Origin of the sequence: Streptomyces violascens, from assembly GCF_014649955.1 — a bacterium.
GTDB classification, from domain to species: Bacteria; Actinomycetota; Actinomycetes; order Streptomycetales; family Streptomycetaceae; genus Streptomyces; species Streptomyces violascens.
In genome coordinates, this window is sequence record NZ_BMUA01000011.1 from 66,207 (window position 1) to 82,210 (window position 16,004).

Annotated in this window: 15 protein-coding genes; 5 read left to right on the forward strand and 10 right to left on the reverse strand. The window is 72.3% G+C overall.

Annotation, left to right across the window (positions count from 1 at the left end):
* Nucleotides 1–2: 2 nt before the first annotated feature.
* Nucleotides 3–752 carry a GntR family transcriptional regulator gene (locus IE206_RS22045; RefSeq protein WP_189964936.1) on the reverse strand — a complete coding sequence of 250 codons (750 nt, stop codon included), beginning with the start codon at nucleotides 750–752 and terminating at the stop codon, nucleotides 3–5.
* Nucleotides 753–876: 124 nt separating this feature from the next.
* On the opposite strand from IE206_RS22045, the gene IE206_RS22050 reads away from it, so the two are divergent.
* Nucleotides 877–1,878 carry a Gfo/Idh/MocA family protein gene (locus IE206_RS22050; protein ID WP_189964632.1) on the forward strand — a complete coding sequence of 334 codons (1,002 nt, stop codon included), beginning with the start codon at nucleotides 877–879 and terminating at the stop codon, nucleotides 1,876–1,878.
* A gap of 1 nt (nucleotide 1,879) precedes the next feature.
* On the opposite strand, the gene IE206_RS22055 is transcribed toward IE206_RS22050, so the two are convergent.
* Nucleotides 1,880–3,082: a cytochrome P450 family protein gene (locus IE206_RS22055; protein WP_189964634.1), complete on the reverse strand. Its 1,203-nt coding sequence runs from the start codon at nucleotides 3,080–3,082 to the stop codon at nucleotides 1,880–1,882.
* 231 nt (nucleotides 3,083–3,313) lie between these two features.
* Here IE206_RS22055 and IE206_RS22060 point away from each other — a divergent pair, with 231 nt between their 5' ends.
* Entirely contained in the window at nucleotides 3,314–4,084 is a 771-nt protein-coding gene (locus tag IE206_RS22060; RefSeq protein ID WP_189964636.1) for a hypothetical protein, read from the forward strand.
* A gap of 18 nt (nucleotides 4,085–4,102) precedes the next feature.
* Here the strand turns inward: IE206_RS22060 and IE206_RS22065 are convergent, their stop codons facing one another.
* Genes IE206_RS22065 through IE206_RS22075 form a run of 3 tightly spaced genes read right to left on the reverse strand, consistent with a single transcriptional unit; the run spans nucleotide 4,103 to nucleotide 7,212 of the window.
* A complete protein-coding gene (locus IE206_RS22065; protein WP_189964638.1) occupies nucleotides 4,103–5,290 on the reverse strand; it encodes a cytochrome P450 family protein in 1,188 nt (395 codons plus the stop codon).
* A gap of 30 nt (nucleotides 5,291–5,320) precedes the next feature.
* Nucleotides 5,321–5,992 carry a response regulator transcription factor gene (locus tag IE206_RS22070; protein ID WP_189964639.1) on the reverse strand — a complete coding sequence of 224 codons (672 nt, stop codon included), beginning with the start codon at nucleotides 5,990–5,992 and terminating at the stop codon, nucleotides 5,321–5,323.
* On the reverse strand, nucleotides 5,989–7,212 hold the full coding sequence (locus tag IE206_RS22075; RefSeq protein ID WP_189964641.1) for a sensor histidine kinase: 1,224 nt from the start codon (nucleotides 7,210–7,212) through the stop codon (nucleotides 5,989–5,991). The genes IE206_RS22070 and IE206_RS22075 overlap by 4 nt, the downstream gene beginning before the upstream one ends.
* A gap of 146 nt (nucleotides 7,213–7,358) precedes the next feature.
* On the opposite strand from IE206_RS22075, the gene IE206_RS22080 reads away from it, so the two are divergent.
* On the forward strand, nucleotides 7,359–7,565 hold the full coding sequence (locus tag IE206_RS22080; RefSeq protein ID WP_189964643.1) for a hypothetical protein: 207 nt from the start codon (nucleotides 7,359–7,361) through the stop codon (nucleotides 7,563–7,565).
* On the opposite strand, the gene IE206_RS22085 is transcribed toward IE206_RS22080, so the two are convergent.
* Both IE206_RS22085 and IE206_RS22090 read right to left on the reverse strand, forming a co-directional pair.
* Nucleotides 7,566–8,480, reverse strand: a complete 915-nt coding sequence (locus IE206_RS22085; protein ID WP_189964938.1) for a DMT family transporter — start codon at nucleotides 8,478–8,480, stop codon at nucleotides 7,566–7,568.
* Between the two features lie 240 nt (nucleotides 8,481–8,720).
* Nucleotides 8,721–9,536, reverse strand: coding sequence for an AIM24 family protein (locus IE206_RS22090; protein WP_189964645.1), 816 nt, complete (start codon nucleotides 9,534–9,536; stop codon nucleotides 8,721–8,723).
* Between the two features lie 181 nt (nucleotides 9,537–9,717).
* Between IE206_RS22090 and IE206_RS22095 the strand changes: the two genes are divergently transcribed.
* Nucleotides 9,718–10,458 (forward strand): SDR family NAD(P)-dependent oxidoreductase, encoded by a 741-nt coding sequence (locus tag IE206_RS22095; protein ID WP_189964647.1) that lies wholly within the window; start codon nucleotides 9,718–9,720, stop codon nucleotides 10,456–10,458.
* A 104-nt stretch (nucleotides 10,459–10,562) separates the two neighbouring features.
* Here the strand turns inward: IE206_RS22095 and alc are convergent, their stop codons facing one another.
* Nucleotides 10,563–11,678 (reverse strand): allantoicase, encoded by a 1,116-nt coding sequence (gene alc / locus IE206_RS22100; RefSeq protein ID WP_189964649.1) that lies wholly within the window; start codon nucleotides 11,676–11,678, stop codon nucleotides 10,563–10,565.
* Between the two features lie 4 nt (nucleotides 11,679–11,682).
* Nucleotides 11,683–13,020, reverse strand: coding sequence for an allantoinase AllB (gene allB, locus IE206_RS22105; RefSeq protein WP_189964651.1), 1,338 nt, complete (start codon nucleotides 13,018–13,020; stop codon nucleotides 11,683–11,685).
* A 326-nt stretch (nucleotides 13,021–13,346) separates the two neighbouring features.
* Between allB and IE206_RS22110 the strand changes: the two genes are divergently transcribed.
* Nucleotides 13,347–14,150 carry an IclR family transcriptional regulator gene (locus tag IE206_RS22110; protein WP_189964653.1) on the forward strand — a complete coding sequence of 268 codons (804 nt, stop codon included), beginning with the start codon at nucleotides 13,347–13,349 and terminating at the stop codon, nucleotides 14,148–14,150.
* Between the two features lie 48 nt (nucleotides 14,151–14,198).
* Here IE206_RS22110 and IE206_RS22115 read toward each other — a convergent pair whose 3' ends face one another.
* Nucleotides 14,199–15,848, reverse strand: a complete 1,650-nt coding sequence (locus IE206_RS22115; RefSeq protein WP_226599749.1) for an alkaline phosphatase family protein — start codon at nucleotides 15,846–15,848, stop codon at nucleotides 14,199–14,201.
* Nucleotides 15,849–16,004: the final 156 nt, after the last annotated feature.

Genomic DNA, 16,004 nt, shown 5'->3' on the forward strand with positions numbered 1-16,004 from the left:
TCTCACGGGCGTACGAGCAGCTGGAACTCGAAGGAGTAGCGCGAGGCCCGGTAGATGTGCGAGCCGAACTCGACCGCCCGGCCGGTGTCGTCGAAGGTGGTGCGCTCCATGGTGAGCAGCGGCGCGCCCACGGTCTCGGTGAGGAGGTCGGCCTCCTGCGCGGTGGCCGCCCGCGCCCCCACCGTCTGGCGCGCGCTGTGCAGGGTGATGCCCGCGCCCCGCATCAGCCGGTACAGGCCGGTGCCCTCCAAGTACTCCGTGTCCAGCGGAAGCAGCCCGGCCGGCAGGTGGTTGCGCAGCCGCGCCATGGGCTCGCCGTGCGCGTACCGCAGCCGCTCCACCAGGTGTACGTCGCTGCCCTCGGGCACCCCGAGCGCTGCGGCGACCTCGGCGGTGGCCGGCTCGAAGGTGTTGCGAAGGACGGTGGTGGCGGGCTTCTGGCCGGCCGCCTCCAGGTCGTCGTACAGGCTGCTCAGTTCGAGCGGGCGCTTGACCTGGCTGTGCACGACCTGGGTGCCCACCCCCCGGCGCCGGACCAGGAGGCCCTTGTCGACCAGGGCCTGGATGGCCTGGCGGACCGTGGGGCGGGACAGGCCGAGGCGGCTCGCCAGGTCGATCTCGTTGCCGAGGAGGCTGCCGGGCGTGAGCGTGCCCTTCTCGATGGCCGCCTCCAGCTGCTGCGAGAGCTGGAAGTAGAGCGGGACCGGGCTCGTGCGGTCCACGCTGAGCTGGAGCGGCTTGGGGAAGTCCATCGCTGGTCTGGGCTGCTTGGGCACGGAGCGAGCGTAATGCGCCGGGATGTTGACGGGAAGTCCAGAAGTTCGATTGTCAGGACAAACTCTTGACAGGATGAGCCTCCACGGCCACGGTGTGCCCATGCGTATCGGACTGATCGGAACGGGACGGATCGGCTCATTCCACGCGGGAGTCCTCGCCCGGCATCCCGGGGTCGAGCGCCTGGTGGTCGCGGACACCGACGCCGCGCGGGCCGCCGAGGTCGCCGCGCTGACCGGCGCGACGGCCGCGGCCACGGTGGCGGATGCGTTCTCGGGGGTCGACGCGGTGGTGATCGCCTCGGCGACCTCCGCGCACGCCGGGCTCATCACGGCCGCCGCACACGCCGGACTGCCCGCCTTCTGCGAGAAACCGGTGGCCCTGGACGTGCCGGGCACCCTTGAGGCCCTCCGCGCGGTCGAGGCGGCGGGCACCGAGCTCCAGCTCGGCTTCATGCGCCGCTTCGACGCGGGCTACCGAAACGCCCGGGACCTCGTGCGTTCGGGGCGGCTCGGCCGACTGCACACCGTGCGGGCCGTCACCTCCGACCCGGCGCCGCCGCCCGCCGCCTATCTGCCGCTCTCCGGCGGGCTCTACCGCGACTGTCTGGTCCACGACTTCGACATCGTGCGCTGGGTGACCGGCCGCGAGGTCACCGAGGTGTACGCGATGGGCTCGGACGCGGGGCCCGCGATGTTCCGCGCGGCCGGCGACGTCGACACGGCGGCCGTCGTCCTCACCCTGGACGACGGCACCCTGGCGACGGCGACGGCCGCCCGCTGCAACGGCGCCGGCTACGACGTACGGCTCGAACTGGCCGGAGAAAGGGACCAGTTCGCCGTCGGTCTGGACGACCGCACCCCGCTGACCTCCGCCGAACCGCACGGCCCCGGCCGCCCCGACAAGCCGTGGCCCGGCTTCCTGGAACGCTTCGCCCCCGCCTACGAGGCCGAACTGGACGCCTTCCTCCAGCTCGTACGGGGCGAGGCGCCGAACCCCTGCGACGGCCGCGACGCCCTGCACGCGCTGCGCATCGCGGAGGCCTGCGAGGTGTCGCGCCGGGAGCGGCGGGTGGTGCCGGTGGCGGAGATCCCGGCGGGCTGAGCTACCACCTGACCGGCAGCGCCTCCGGCCCCCGCACCAGCATCCCCGTACGCCACTGGATGGCCGCCGGGTGGATGTCCAGGGTGAGGTCCGGGCAGCGGTCGAGCAGCGTGCGGACCGCGATCCGGGCCTCCAGACGGGCCAGCGGGGCGCCCAGGCAGTAGTGGATGCCGTGGCCGAAGGCGACGTGGCCGCGGGCATCGCGCCGGATGTCGAAGCGGTGCGGCTCCTCGAAACGCGCCGGGTCGCGGTTGGCGTCGGCCATGGCGACGAGGACCAGCTGGCCGCCGCCGGGAATGAGGGTGCCGCCGATCTCGACCGGATCCTTGGTGAAGCGGTACGTCGGCGTCTCCACCGGGCCGTCGTAGCGCAGCATCTCCTCGACCGCGTTGTCGATGAGCCCGTCGAAGTCGACGCGCAGGGCGGCCAGTTGCTCGGGGTGGGACAGCAGGGCGAGCATGCCGTTGGAGATGAGGTTGACGGTGGTCTCGTGGCCCGCGACCAGCAGCAGCCAGGCCATGCCGAGGAGTTCGGGGCCGGACAGGTGGTCCCCGTCCTCGTCGTCGACGGCCTGGATCAGCGCGCTGATCAGGTCGTCGCCGGGATCGGCGCGCTTCTCGTCCAGCAGGCACCTCAGGTACGCGTCGATCGCCTTCGCGGCGGCGAGCCGGTCTTCGAGTGCGGGCGCCGAGACGGAGATGTTGGACCACTGGCGGAACTTGTCCTGATCGAGCGTCGGCACGCCGATCAGTTCGCAGATGACCGTTATCGGCAGTGGGAAGGACAGCGACTCGACGAGGTCGGCCGTGCGGTCCGGGGCGGCCAGCATCGCGTCGACGAAGCCGTTGGTCATCTCCTGGATGCGCGGGGCGAGTTCGTCGACCCGGCGGGGTGTGAAGTGCCGCGTCACCAGCTTGCGCAGCCGGGTGTGGGCGGGTGCGTCGGAGCTCAGCATGGTGGGCGCGGGCGAGACCGCCTGCACACCGAGGCCGGGTGCGGCCCTGCGCCACTCCTTGGAGAGCCGGTCGTCGGCGAGCGTGGCCCGCCCGGCCTCGTACCCGACGACGAGCCAGGCGTCGGCCCCCTCGGGCATCCGGATACGGTGCACGGGGCCCTGTGCCCGCAGCTCCGCGTACACCGGGTAGGGGTCGCGGGTGAAGTCCTCACCCAGTGCGGCGAGATCGACTATGACATCGCTGGTCAACGCGTGTCCCTTCAGGACGGTCCGGTGGATACGGCGGACAGTACGGTGCCCTGGGCGACCGCGCACAGCTTTTCCCCGCCGTCGCCGTCCCGGGTGAACAGGTCGCAGCGGACGGGCCGATCCGAGATCGGGTCCCCCCATGCCCCGCACCTCTCGTCGAGTGATCGGCCACACCCTGACTCTCCAGTAGCTTATGAGGCTTCTACCCTGGTCGGAGCGAGGGAGGCAAGGGTGCTGAGGCGTTGGTGGTTCATGGAGAGGCTGCGCCCCGCCGTGCCCGTGCAGCGGCCCGGGGAGCTGTCGAAGGAGCAGCAGCTGGTCCTCGACGAGTGGACCACGGCCCGCGAACGGCTCGACCGGCTGGTGTCGGCGCGGGTGACGGCGGTGGGCGACGTGCTGCGGACGGCCGAACTGCCGCTTCGAACAAACCGGTTGGCGGACAACTCCGGGGCCGACTCGCAGGCCGAGGGCGACTGCGCCTGGGCCTTCGACGCGTTCCAGGCCGCGGGCAAGCTGCTCGACGAGGCGTCCGATCTGCCGGATCTCGCGGCCGCGGCGGTGCTCGCCGACCGAGCGCTCGAACGGTTCGCGGCGGTCCACGCCCGGGCGGCCGGGCAGCCGGTACCCAAGGCCGCCCGGCGCTGCTTCTACAACCCGCTGCACACGGCGGCCGAGGACACCCACTCCCCCGTCCGCAAGCAGCACCGCCAGAAGGCGCGGCGCCGCACCGGACCGCGCGAGGCGGCGGCCGACCGGCGCCCGGCCTGCCCGTCCTGCCGCCGCGCGATTCTGGCCGGCCAGACGCCTGACGTGCTGCCCGCGCTCGTTCCGGTGAAGCTGTCGCGACTGCGGACGGCCAGGGTGCTCGTGCCGTACTACTCGGTGCCGCAGCAGTGGTCGCTGTGGTCGGTCTGCGCCTGCGGGGCGTACGGGGACGAGTGGCCCTCACTCGTGCTGCGCGGCGAGCACCGCAGGCGGGCGGCGGCCGCGCGCAAGGTGTGAGTCACCGACGCGTGTGCATCACCAGCGCACCGGCAGGTGGCGCACGCCCCGGATGAGCATGCCCGGCAGCCACTCCAACTCCCCTGCTTCCGCCGCTAGTTGGAGGCCGGGGGCGCGCTCCAGGAGGGTGCGGACCGCGATCCGGCCCTCCATGCGGGCCAGCGGGGCACCGAGACAGAAGTGGATGCCGTGGCCGAACGCGAGGTGGCCCTGCGGTGCGCGGAGGATGTCGAAGCGGTCCGGGTCGGGGTGGCGGTGCGGGTCACGTCCCGCAGAGGCGAGGGAGACCAGGACAGGGGCGCCCGCCGGGATGAGCACCTCGCCGACCAGGAGGGGCTCCTTGGCGAAACGGTAGGTGGCGGTCTCGACCGGGCCCTCGTAGCGGAGCATCTCCTCCACCGCGTTGTCGATGAGCCCGTCGAAGTCGGCGCGCAGCGCGGCCAGTTGACCGGGGTGCCCCAGCAGGACGCGTATGCCGTTGGAGATCAGGTTGACCGTCGTCTCGTGGCCCGCGACGAGCAGCAGGAAGGCCATGCCGATGAGCTCGTCCGGGGACAGCTGGTCGCCGTCCTCGTCACGCGCCCGGATCAGGGCGCTCAGCAGGTCGTCGCCGGGGCGGGAGGAGCGCTTGTCCTCGATCAGCTCGATGAGGTACTCGCCCATCTCGCGCACGGCCGTGTTCTTGCCGTCGTCCGCGGCGGGCGCGACGGCCGCGTTGGACAGCACCCGGAAGGCCTCCTGGTCGAGGTCGGACACCCCGAGGAGCTCGCAGATCACCGTCATGGGCAGCGGGAAGGCGAGCGAGTCGACCAGGTCGGCGGTGCGGCCGGGAGCGGCCAGCATGGTGTCGAGCAGGCCGTCGGTGATCTCCTGGACGCGCGGCCGGAGCTCGTCGATGCGGCGCGGGGTGAACTCCCGCGCCACCAGCTTGCGCAGCCGGGTGTGCTGCGGCGGATCGGTCTCCAGCATGTTGGCGCTGGCCGGCAGCGCGCCGTACTCCCAGTCGCCGTTGCTCCGCCAGTCCTTGGACAGGCGGGGGTCGGCGAGCGCGGCCCGGCCCTCCTCGTGCCCGACGATCAGCCACACCTCGCCGCCCTCGGGGATGCGCACGAGATGCGCGGGGCCTTCGGCCCGCAGCTTGGTGTAGACCGGATGGGGGTCGGCGGTGAACTCCTCGCCGTACTCCCCCAGATCGATGACCTTCATGTCCCCGCCCTCCGCTCGGTTCTTCTCAGCCTACGTCGCGTCCGGGCGGTCGAGCAGTCCGGCATCGTGCACCAACAGGGCGATCTGGACGCGGTTGTTGAGGTCGAGCTTGGCCAGGACGCGGGATACGTGGGTCTTCACGGTGGGCACGCTCAGATACAGGCGGGCGGAGATCTCGGCGTTGGAGAAGCCCCGGCCGACGGCGACGGCGACCTCGCGTTCGCGCTCCGCGAGTTGCGCGATGCGCGCTCGGGCGCGGGCCGCCCGGTCGCCGGGTGCCGCGGACGACACCTGGGTCATCAACTGCCGCATGACGGCCGGGGACAGGACCGGATCGCCGTTGGCGACCTGGCGTACGGCGGCGACGATCTCGGCGGGCGGGGTGTCCTTGAGGACGAACCCGGCGGCTCCGGCCCGCAGCGCCCGCAACACCTGTTCGTCGGCGTGGAAGGTGGTCAGGACGATCACCTCGGGCGCGTCGGGGCGGGCGCGCAGCGTCTCGGTGGCGGTGAGGCCGTCGACGTGGGGCATGCGGATGTCCATGAGGACGACGTCCGGGCGCAGTTCCCGGGCCAGTTGCCCGACCCCGGAGCCGTCGGCCGCCTCGCCGACGATCTCGATGTCCTCCGCTCCGCCGAGCATGAAGGTGAGTCCGGCGCGGACCAGGGGGTCGTCGTCGACGATGAGCAGGCGGATGGTCATGAGGGCCACGGTAGCCAGGCGACGACCGAGAACCCGCCGTCGGGCCCGCGCCCATGGTCGAGCCGGCCGCCGGCCAGGGTGGCGCGTTCGGTGAGGCCGATGAGCCCCTGCCCCGATCCGGGGACCTCGGGTACGGGTCCCGGGGGCGCGGGGTTGCGGACCTCGACGGTGAGTCCCTCGCCGGGGCGGCCGGTCACGGTGACAGTGGCCTCGGCGCCGGGCGCGTGTTTGCGGGCGTTGGTGAGCGCCTCCTGGGCGATGCGGTACGCGTTGCGCCCGGTGGCGGCCGGGACGCCCGCCGCGTCCGGGATGCGGCTGTCCAGGGCGACCTTCATCCCGGCCGCGCGGGATTCGGCGACGAGCGCGTCGAGGGTGGCGAGGGTGGGCTGGGGCCGGTCGTCGGCGCCCTCGCCGGGGCTGCGCAGGACCCCGATGATCTGGCGCAGGTCCTGGAGCGCCTCGTGTGCGCTGTCCCGGATGACGCCGGCGGCGCGGGCGACCTGGGCGGGCGGTGCGTCGGGGCGGAATTCGAGGGCGCCCGCGTGCACGGAGAGCAGGGTGAGCCGGTGGGCGAGCACGTCGTGCATCTCGCGGGCGATGGCCTCGCGGGCGAGCCGCTGCGCGTTCTCGGCCCGCAGCGCCGCCTCGGCCTCGGCTCGGGCGGCCCGTTCGCGCAGCGCGAGGACGAGCTGGCGCCGGGAGCGGACGAGCATGCCCCAGCCGGTGACCAGCAGGATCAGGACGGTGCCCACGACGGCGTTGGTGAGGAAGCTGGTGGTCGGGTCGGGGCGGACCACGGGCTGGAGCAGCGAGCTCGCCACGGCGAGGGTGCCCACCACCAGCACGGCGGGCTTGAACGGCCGGTGCACGGCGAGGCTGAACAGGGCGACCAGGAATCCGCCCGAGGCGACCGGCGCGACGACCGACACCACGGCGAGCACCGCCGCGAGCCCCACCGGCCGGCGCCGCCGCAGCCACACCGCGCAGCAGGCCGCGGCGCCCACCAGCTGGTCGAGGAGCAGGACGGTGTCGGAGTGGCCGGGCGTCCTGCCGAGAGCGTCGGCCGTGAGCATGCCGATGAGGGCGGCGGCGAGGAAGGCGCAGATGTCGACGACCCAGTCGCGTACGGTGCGCCGCGGCCGGACCCGGTCGCCGGGCAGCTCGGGGTCGGCCACCGCCGAGGGCAGCAGCCAGCGGAACTCGGGTCCGGCTCGTGTCATGTCGACAAAGTTACGCAGCCCGGCGGGCCCGCGGCGTGATGTGGGCGCGGGACGCTACCAAAGTCGTACGGACACAGACTTTGGGCGCGGGGGCGGTGTCCCGACGGCCGACGCGGTGGCCCGGCCGGACGGCGCAGGCTCGGGGCATGAGGAAGTTTCTGGAGGTCGCCGGGTTCCTGCTGCTGCTCCAGGGCGTCGGTGGCCTGGTGCACGAGTGGACCGGGTGGTTCAGCCTGTGGACGCTGGTGCACCGCCCCGATGCGCTTGAGGGCCACGAGGTGTTCGCGAGCATCGTGCTGGCGGTGGCGGGCGTGGCGGCGCTGATCGCGTCGGAGCGGGCCGCGAAGAAGTAGTCAGGCCGCGGCCCGGCGCCCCCAGCCGGTGCCCGCGAGGACCAGGATTGCGCCCAACAGGGCGAGTGCGCCCAGGCGTTCGCCGCCGAGCGCGATGCCGGCGGCCGCCGCCCACAGCGGCTCGGTGCCGAGCAGCAGGCTCACGCGGGACGGGGAGGTGCGGCGGACCGCCCACATCTGCACGAAGAACGCGAACAGCGTGCAGAACACGGACAGGAACAGCAGCCCGCTCCACTCGCGGACGCCGAAGCCGGCGGCCACCGTCCACGGCGCGTCCGCCGTGCCGGGCGCGGCGGCCAGGACCGCGAACACCGCTACGGCGCCGCCCAGTTGGACGGTGGTCAGCGACAGCGAGTCGGCGTCCTGGACCGCCTTGACGCGGGCCATGAACAGGACGTGCGCGGTACGGGCGAGGGCGGCGAGCAGCATCAGGAGGTCGCCCGCCGAGGGCGTTGTGAAGCCGCCGCCCTGGGTCAGCAGGACGACGCCCGCCACCGAGAGCGCGGCCGCCGCGAGGAAGGCGCGCGGCGGGCGAACCCTGGTGACGGCGGCCTCCGCGAGCGGGGTGAAGATCATGGTGAGGCTGATGATGAGCCCGGCGTTGGTGGCCGAGGTGTGCACGACGCCGTATGTCTCCAGGAGGAAGATCCCGCTGAGGACGAGGCCGAGCAGTCCCGCGCCGCGCCACTGGGCGGCGGTCAGCGCACGCAGGCCGCGCCATCCGGCGGCCACCAGGACCGGCACGACGAGCCCGAAGCGCAGCACCAGGACGGCGGTCACGGTGTGCGCGGTGGTGATGTCCTTGGCGGCGAGGTAGCTGGCGCCCCAGACGACGGCCACCAGGAGGACCGGCAGGTCGGTGAGCCAGGCGCGGCGCGGGGCGAGGCCTGCGGAGGGTACGGCGATCGACGACACGGGCCCGGTCTCCAGACGGTGCGGGGGTGTGGAGACGTCGGCGGCTCGCACGGGGAACGATCACCGTACCCGTACGTGATCGACCCCGGAAGGGCGGTTTCGCACACCGGCTCTCACACGTCGATGAGGTCGAAACTCCCGTACTGGGGACGGCCGGTGGGACGGTAGCCGTTGACAGGTGCGCCTGCCGAGCAGGAACGCGTCGACGCCCCCCCGGAACTCATCGCCCTGCGCCGCGCGTCATCCGGCGTGGGTGGAGAAGAGGCCGCCCGTGGGGCCCTGCTTGTCGCCGCCCTGGGCCTTCTTCAGGGCGTTGGCCAGGCCTTCGATGGTGAGGGACTGGAGGATGACGCGGCCGTTGCCCTCCAGGGTGGCGAGCGAGAGGCCCTCGCCGCCGAAGACGGCGTTCATCAGGCCCTGGCGGTTGAGGCCGCCGATGCGCTGCACCCCGTACTGGATGCCCTCCTCGAAGGCGACGATGCAGCCGGTGTCGACCTCGATGCGGCCGCCGAAGTCGGCCGGGTTGAGGTCGATGAAGTTGCCCGCGCCACAGATGATCACGGTGCCGGTGCCGGTGAACTTCTCCAGGATGAAGCCCTCGCCGCCGCTCATTCCGGTGCGTCCGCCCTGGAAGGCGATGCCGAAGTCGACGGTGGACTCGGCGGCCACGAAGGCGTCCTTCTCGGCGAACCAGGCGCGGTTTCCGGTGAGTTCGAGGGCGCGCATCTCGCCGGGCAGCACGCCCGCGAAGCCGACCGTGCCCTCGCCTCCGGTGGAGGTGAAGTACTGGAAGGCGAGCGATTCACCGGCGAGGGCGCGCTGGCCGACCTGCATCGCGGTGCCCATGGCCTGGCGCAGCATGCCGCCCATGCCCCCGCCGCCCTGGCCGGCCTGGTCGCGGCCGCCCCTGTCGGGGCCGGAAAGACGGGTCTCCATCGACACGTTGGCGGTCTTGAAGAGGAACTTCCCGGCCTCGCAGTAGACGGTCTGGCCAGGGGTGAGGTTCACGACGGCCATCTGCATGGCGTTGCCGACGATCTCTTGCTGAAGGGTCACGGCCGGTCTCCTGTGGCGTGCGGGGGTGGTGGTGCCGGTGGTCAAGGTACGACACGGAGGGGCAGATGCCGCTCCTGCGGACTCGGTGTCCGAAGCCCGCCAGCGTGGGGGCCGCGCGAGGGCTTTGCTTGAACACGCAACCACACACGGTTCAAGGAAATCCGAAGAAAAGGACCTCACCATGAACGCGCTCAACGGCAAGAAGGCCCTGGTCACGGGTGGCAGCCGGGGCATCGGGGCAGCCACCGCGCTGCGGCTCGCCGAGCAAGGTGCCGATGTCGCCCTCACCTACGTCCAGGGCGAGGAGGCGGCCCGCGAGGTCGTCGCGAAGATCGAGGCGATGGGCCGGCGCGGGCTCGCGCTTCGTGCGGATCTCGGCGAGCCGGCGGATGCGGCCGGCGCGGTCGAGCGGGCGGCCGAGGCCTTCGGCGGGCTCGACGTCCTGGTCAACAACGCGGGCGTGGGCGTGCTCGCCCCGCTCGACCAGCTGAGCCCGGCCGATGTCGACCAGGTGCTCGCGGTGAACGTACGCGGTGTCTTCCTCGCCTCCCAGGCCGCGGCGGCCCTTCTGCCGCGCGGCGGCCGCATCATCACGATCGGTTCCTGTATGACCCAGCTGGTGCCGGGTCCCGGCGGAACGCTGTACGGGACGAGCAAGGCCGCGCTCATCGGCCTCACCAAGGCGCTGGCGCGGGAGCTCGGGGGGCGCGGGATCAACGCCACGGTCATCCACCCGGGCCCCATCGACACCGACATGAACCCGGCGGACGGGCCGTCCGCGGCCGGCCAGGCGGCGATGACCTCGCTCGGGCGGTACGGGACGGCCGACGAGGTCGCCTCGATGGTGGCGTACCTCGCGGGTGACGACGCGGCGTATGTGACGGGCGCGGAGCTGTCGGTGGACGGCGGATACGCGGCCTAGCGTGCGGGCACAAGAACGCGAGGCACCCCGGTGCTGTCGGGCCGGGGTGCCTCGCGGCTGCGGGCGGGTGTCGTGCCGCCCTGTTCTCGGGGGAACGGGCCGGGTCAGCCGCCCAGTTCCTGGTGGCGGGCGGTGAGCCGGGCCGAGCCTTCGGCGGTCAGGGAGCCGAAGAGGCGCAGGCGCGAGATGCCGCCGTCGGGGAAGATGTCGATCCGCACGTGGGTGCCCACGGCGGGGGTGTCCAGGACGAAGCGGTGGTTGGTGTCGGGCTGCAGGCGCGTGCGGGGCAGCACCTCGGCCCACTCGCCCGACTCGCCGTCGCGGACCGAGAGCGCCGCCCAGCCCGCCGAGTTGCCCTTCAGGTACGCCGTGTCGATCTCGATCGCGCGGATCTCGGACTGGGCGGCCAGCTGGTAGCGGATCCAGTCGTTGCCCTTGTCGCGGCGGCGCCGGGTCTCCCAGCCGTCGTCCATCTTGCGGGAGCGGCCCGGCTGGATGGTGTTGGTGGCGGGCGAGTAGAAGCGGTCGGAGGCGTCCTCGACCTGGCCGCCGTTCTCCAGGGCCGCGAGGTCGAAGGTGCCGAGGGTGGCCAGCCAGCGCGGGTCGGGGGCGACCTCGCCGTGGACACGCAGGCGGGCCACGCCGCCGTCGGGGTGCTGGTTGAGGCGCAGGTGGGTGAAGCGCTGCTCGACGTCCACCGCGAAGCCGTTGGCCGCATGGCCGCCAACTGCCGTACGGGGTACGAGAGTTACCCACTTCACGTCCGGGGCGAGCAGTTCCTCGGGAGAGGGGGAGCCCGCCACCGAGGTGGCCTCGACCGAGACGGCCTGCGGGTAGTTGCCGCGGAAGTGGGCGGTGTCGACGACGATGCCGCGGATCACACCGGGCGCGCCGAGGCGGATGAGCGCCCAGTCGTGGTCGTCGTCGGTGGGGTGCGGCTGCGCGGCCGAGACGCCGCGGCGGCGCCGGGTCTCCCAGCCGTCCATGATCTTGCCCTTGTGCCCGAAGTGCTCGGGGTCGAACTCGGCGGCCTCGGGCTTGAGCAGGTTCTCGCGCTCGGCGAAGAACTCGTCGTTGGCGGCGATCACGCCCGCGCCGAGGCGCCGGTCGGCCAGGTCGGCGTACTGGGTGAAGCCGAAGTCCGCGGTGCGGTAGTCGGCGTACGGGTCGCCGCCGCCGAAGGGGCTGGCGTCACCGGTGAAGGAGGGAAGGGTGCTCACGGTGTCAGTTGTTCCTTTCGAGCAGGCGGCCGGTGGGCTCGGCGATGACGCCGTCGTGCTGGATGCGCTCGCCGCGCAGCCAGGTCGACTTGACGACACCGTGCAGCGTCTTGCCGGCGTAGGCGGTGACGCGGTTGCGGTGCTGGAGTTCGGCCGGGTCCACGGTGAAGGTCTCGTCGGGGGCGAGCACCGCGAAGTCGGCGTCGCGGCCGGCCTCGATGGCGCCCTTCTGGGTCAGCCCCACCAGGTTCGCGGTCGCGGTCGACATCCAGCGGACGACGTCCTCCAGGGTGTAGCCGCGCTTGCGGGCCTCGGTCCAGACGGCGGGGAGGCTGAGCTGGAGACCGGAGATGCCGCCCCAGGCGGTGGCGAAGTCGGCGGTCTTGAGGTCGGCCGTGGAGGGCGAGTGGTCGGTGACGATGCAGTCGATGGTGCCGTCGGCCAGCGCGTCCCACAGCAGGTCGCGGTTGGCGTCCTCGCGGATCGGCGGGCAGCACTTGAACTCGCTCGCCCCGTCCGGGACTTCCTCGGCGGTGAGCGTGAGGTAGTGCGGACAGGTCTCGACGGTGAGCTTGACGCCCTCGCGCTTGGCGGCGGCGATCAGGGGCAGCGCGTCCGAGGAGGACAGGTGCAGGACGTGGACGCGGGCGCCGATGCGCCTGGCCGCGTCGATCAGGCCCTCGATCGCGGTGTTCTCCGAGACGCGCGGCCGGGTCGCCAGGTAGTCGGCGTACTTGGGCCCTGTCAGGTGCGGGGCGGCGTCGAGCTCGTGCGGGTCCTCGGCGTGGATGATCATCAAGCCGTCGAAGCCGGCGATCTCGGCGAGCGAGCGCTCCAGCTGCTTCTGGTCGAGCTCGGGGAACTCCTCGACGCCGGAGGGCGAGAGGAACGCCTTGAAGCCGAAGACGCCGGCCTCGTGCAGGGGGCCCAGGTCCTTGACGTTGTCGGGCAGCGCGCCGCCCCAGAAGCCGGTGTCGACGTGCGCCTTGCTCGCGGCGACCTCCTGCTTGACCCGCAGGTTCTCGACCGTGGTGGTCGGCGGCAGCGAGTTGAGCGGCATGTCGACGAGGGTGGTGATGCCTCCGGCGGCGGCCGCGCGGGTGGCCGTCCAGAAGCCCTCCCACTCGGTGCGGCCGGGGTCGTTCACATGCACATGGGTGTCGACGATGCCGGGCAGCAGCACGTCGTCACCGAAGTCCTCCAGGCGCGCGCCGGCCGGGACCTCGGCCTCGTACGGCAGTACGTCCGCGATCTTCCCGTCGGCGACGGCGACGGTCGCCGGGCGCGTCCCCTCGGGGGTGATGACGCGCGTCGAGCGCAGTACCAGGTTGACGTCGGACACCCGAGCCCCTCACTTCCCAGCGGATTTTCGTGTACCAGTTTTTCCGTACACCGGAATTCAACGATCTGTTGAAGGAGTTTGCGCCGCCGCCGACGAAGCCGTCAAGAGTGGCCGACGAGTGACGGCCGACACGGACGCGAGTCTTGGAGGTTTCCACAGAATGGAATTAGAATTTCGCCAAGCAAAATGTAGATATCGCCACGGGGTGCCGCGAACGAACGGACAAACCCGCTCTGACCGGCAAGGACACCCGACCTGTCCAGGGTAGGCCGGACAACCGCCCGATAGTCTGCTCCTTCGCCTGCCAGTACCGAAAGGAACGCGCCGTGCCGACGTCAAGCGCCAGCACCACCGACGCCTCCAAGACCCCTGCCGCCAGTGGAGGAGTCCAGTCTCTTGAGCGCGCCTTCGATCTCCTCGAGCGGATGGCCGACGCCGGGGGAGAGGTCGGCCTCAGCGAGCTCTCCGCGAGCAGCGGCCTTCCCCTTCCGACCATCCACCGTCTGATGCGCACGCTGGTGGCCTGCGGCTACGTACGCCAGCAGGCCAACCGGCGCTATGCGCTCGGCCCCCGTCTGATCCGCCTCGGCGAGTCGGCGTCGCGTCTGCTCGGCACGTGGGCGCGGCCGTATCTGACGCGCCTGGTCGAGGAGACCGGTGAGACCGCGAACATGGCGCTGCTCGACGGCGACGAGATCGTGTACGTGGCGCAGGTGCCCTCCAAGCACTCGATGCGGATGTTCACCGAGGTCGGCCGCCGCGTGCTGCCGCACTCCACGGGCGTGGGCAAGGCGCTGCTCGCGCACACCCCGCCCGACGAGGTCCGCGCGCTGCTCGCCCGCACCGGCATGCCGGCCGCGACGGAGAAGACGATCACCACGGCGGACGGTTTCCTCGACGCCCTCGAGCAGGTGCGGCGCGCCGGGTACGCGGTGGACGACAACGAGCAGGAAATAGGAGTGCGCTGCCTCGCGGTGTCGGTGCCCAACTCGCCCACCGCGGCGGCCATTTCGATCTCCGGCCCGGCCGGCCGGGTCACCGAGGCGGCCACGGACCGGATCGTCCCGATCCTCCAGGGCATCGCCCAGGAACTCTCGACGGCGCTGGCGAACACGGGCGCGCAGGCCTGAGCCCCACCCGGTGGGCCCCTGCCGGACGGCAGGGGCCCACCGGCGTTTTCAGCGCACGGGCAGCACGCGGGTGTGCTCGCGCCGTACGGCCTGCAGGTCCTGCGGGTCCAGGCCGAGCAGGGCCAGGATGGTGGGCGCTATCTGCGTGGTGTGGACGCGGCCCTCCTCGCGCACCCCGGCCGGGGTGCCCGCGCCGGAGACGACCAGCGGGACGTCGAGGTCGTCGGCGTTGGCTCCGCCGTGCTCGGCGATCTTCTTGGTGCCGCCGGTGTAGACCACACCGTTCTGGGCGATGCCGAAGACGTCGGGGACCCGGGCGTCGCCGGCCGGCACGCCGAAGTAGCGAGCCGCCTCCTTGCCCGCGTACGCCCTGGTCAAGCCGCTCGCCGTGAAGGCCTTCGGCTTGGCGTCGATGTCGGTGCCGGTGCCGTGCTGGGCGAGCAGGTAGGCCTTGGCGAAGTCGGCGGCGGCCTGCGAGTGGTCGGTGAGCCACAGCATCACGCCGTCGTCGTCCGCAGAGTGCGCGACGAGGTCGCCCGCGCCCGGGTGGGCCTTCTTCCAGGCCGCGTCGAGGCCCGCGAGCAGCGGCGCGTCGTCGATACGGGTCAGCGCGGCCGGGTCGGTCGGCGACTGGCCGTGCTTGGCGGACAGGACGATCGTGGTGCTCGTGTCGAGGTGGCGGGCCTTGAGCTCGGCGACCAGCGAGCCGAGCTCGGAGTCGACGAAGCCGATGCTCTTCTCGACCAGCGGCCCGGGGACGCCCTTGGCCGCGTAGCCGCCCTTGAGGCCGTCGGAGGCGGGCAGCTTCTGCGCGGTCGACACGGACTGGAAGTTGAGGCCGAAGACCGCCGGGGTTCCCGTGCGGTGGCTGCGGCTGTGGTCGTAGCCGTCGATCTCGTTGCGGACGGCCTGGACCTTGTAGTGGTCGTACTGCTGGGTGGCCTTGTTGTCCTTGGTCCAGTCGGTGCCCTTGGGGTAGCCGATGGCGTCGGAGTTGATCTCGGGCGTGAACAGGTCCTGGATGCCGTTGCCCGAGGGCCCGGCGAGGATGTCGTACGCGGCGTGCTTGTCCGACCAGGCGGTGCGCAGCCCCGCCTGGCGGGCCACGTCGAAGACGGTGTTGACGCGCAGGTAGGAGTGCGGCGCGACCGGCTTGCAGGTCTTCGGGTCGACGGGCAGCGCGGCCGGGTTGAGCAGGGTGGCGGGGTGGCCCGTCATGTTCAGGATGCTGCCGGGCAGCCCGGTCAGGCCCTGGCCCGCGTCGAGGGACGACTTGTCCTTGTCGAGGTCCTCGGTGAGGTCGACCTCGGCGCCCGCCTTGGCGTTCTTGCAGTCGGTGGTGCCGGCCGGGAGGAGGCTGCGGTCGTAGGAGTCGTCGTAGTAGACCCCGGTGGTGCCCGGGCCGCCGCCGGTGACCTGCGCGGTCATGCCGGGGAAGGAGTCCGAGGGCGTGGTGGTGCTCGCGTGCGTGTACTGCACGCCGCCGTGCGCGAGCCGGGCCAGCACGGACTGCGGGTGCTCGGCGGTGTACCGGTCGAGGTCGGCCTGGTGCAGTCCGTCCACGGAGATGAGCAGGACGTGCTGGGCGGCGGCTCGGTGCGGGCGCGCCGGGGTCGCGTCGGCGTGCAGCACGGTCGTTCCGGCGAGCGCGCCGGCGGCGCCGAACGTGGCGGCCAGCCGGAGGAGCGGGCGGTTCACAGGTATCCCCTGACGTTGGTGGAACCGGGGTGGGGGGGTGCGCCTCATGAGTAGTGGCGCGCTGTGTACCGCTGTGGCCGGGGAGGTGAACCTCCGGCGCACGGGCGGTATGGAGCAGCCCATGCGCCGGCCAATGTTGTGCCGCGCCGTGGTTCC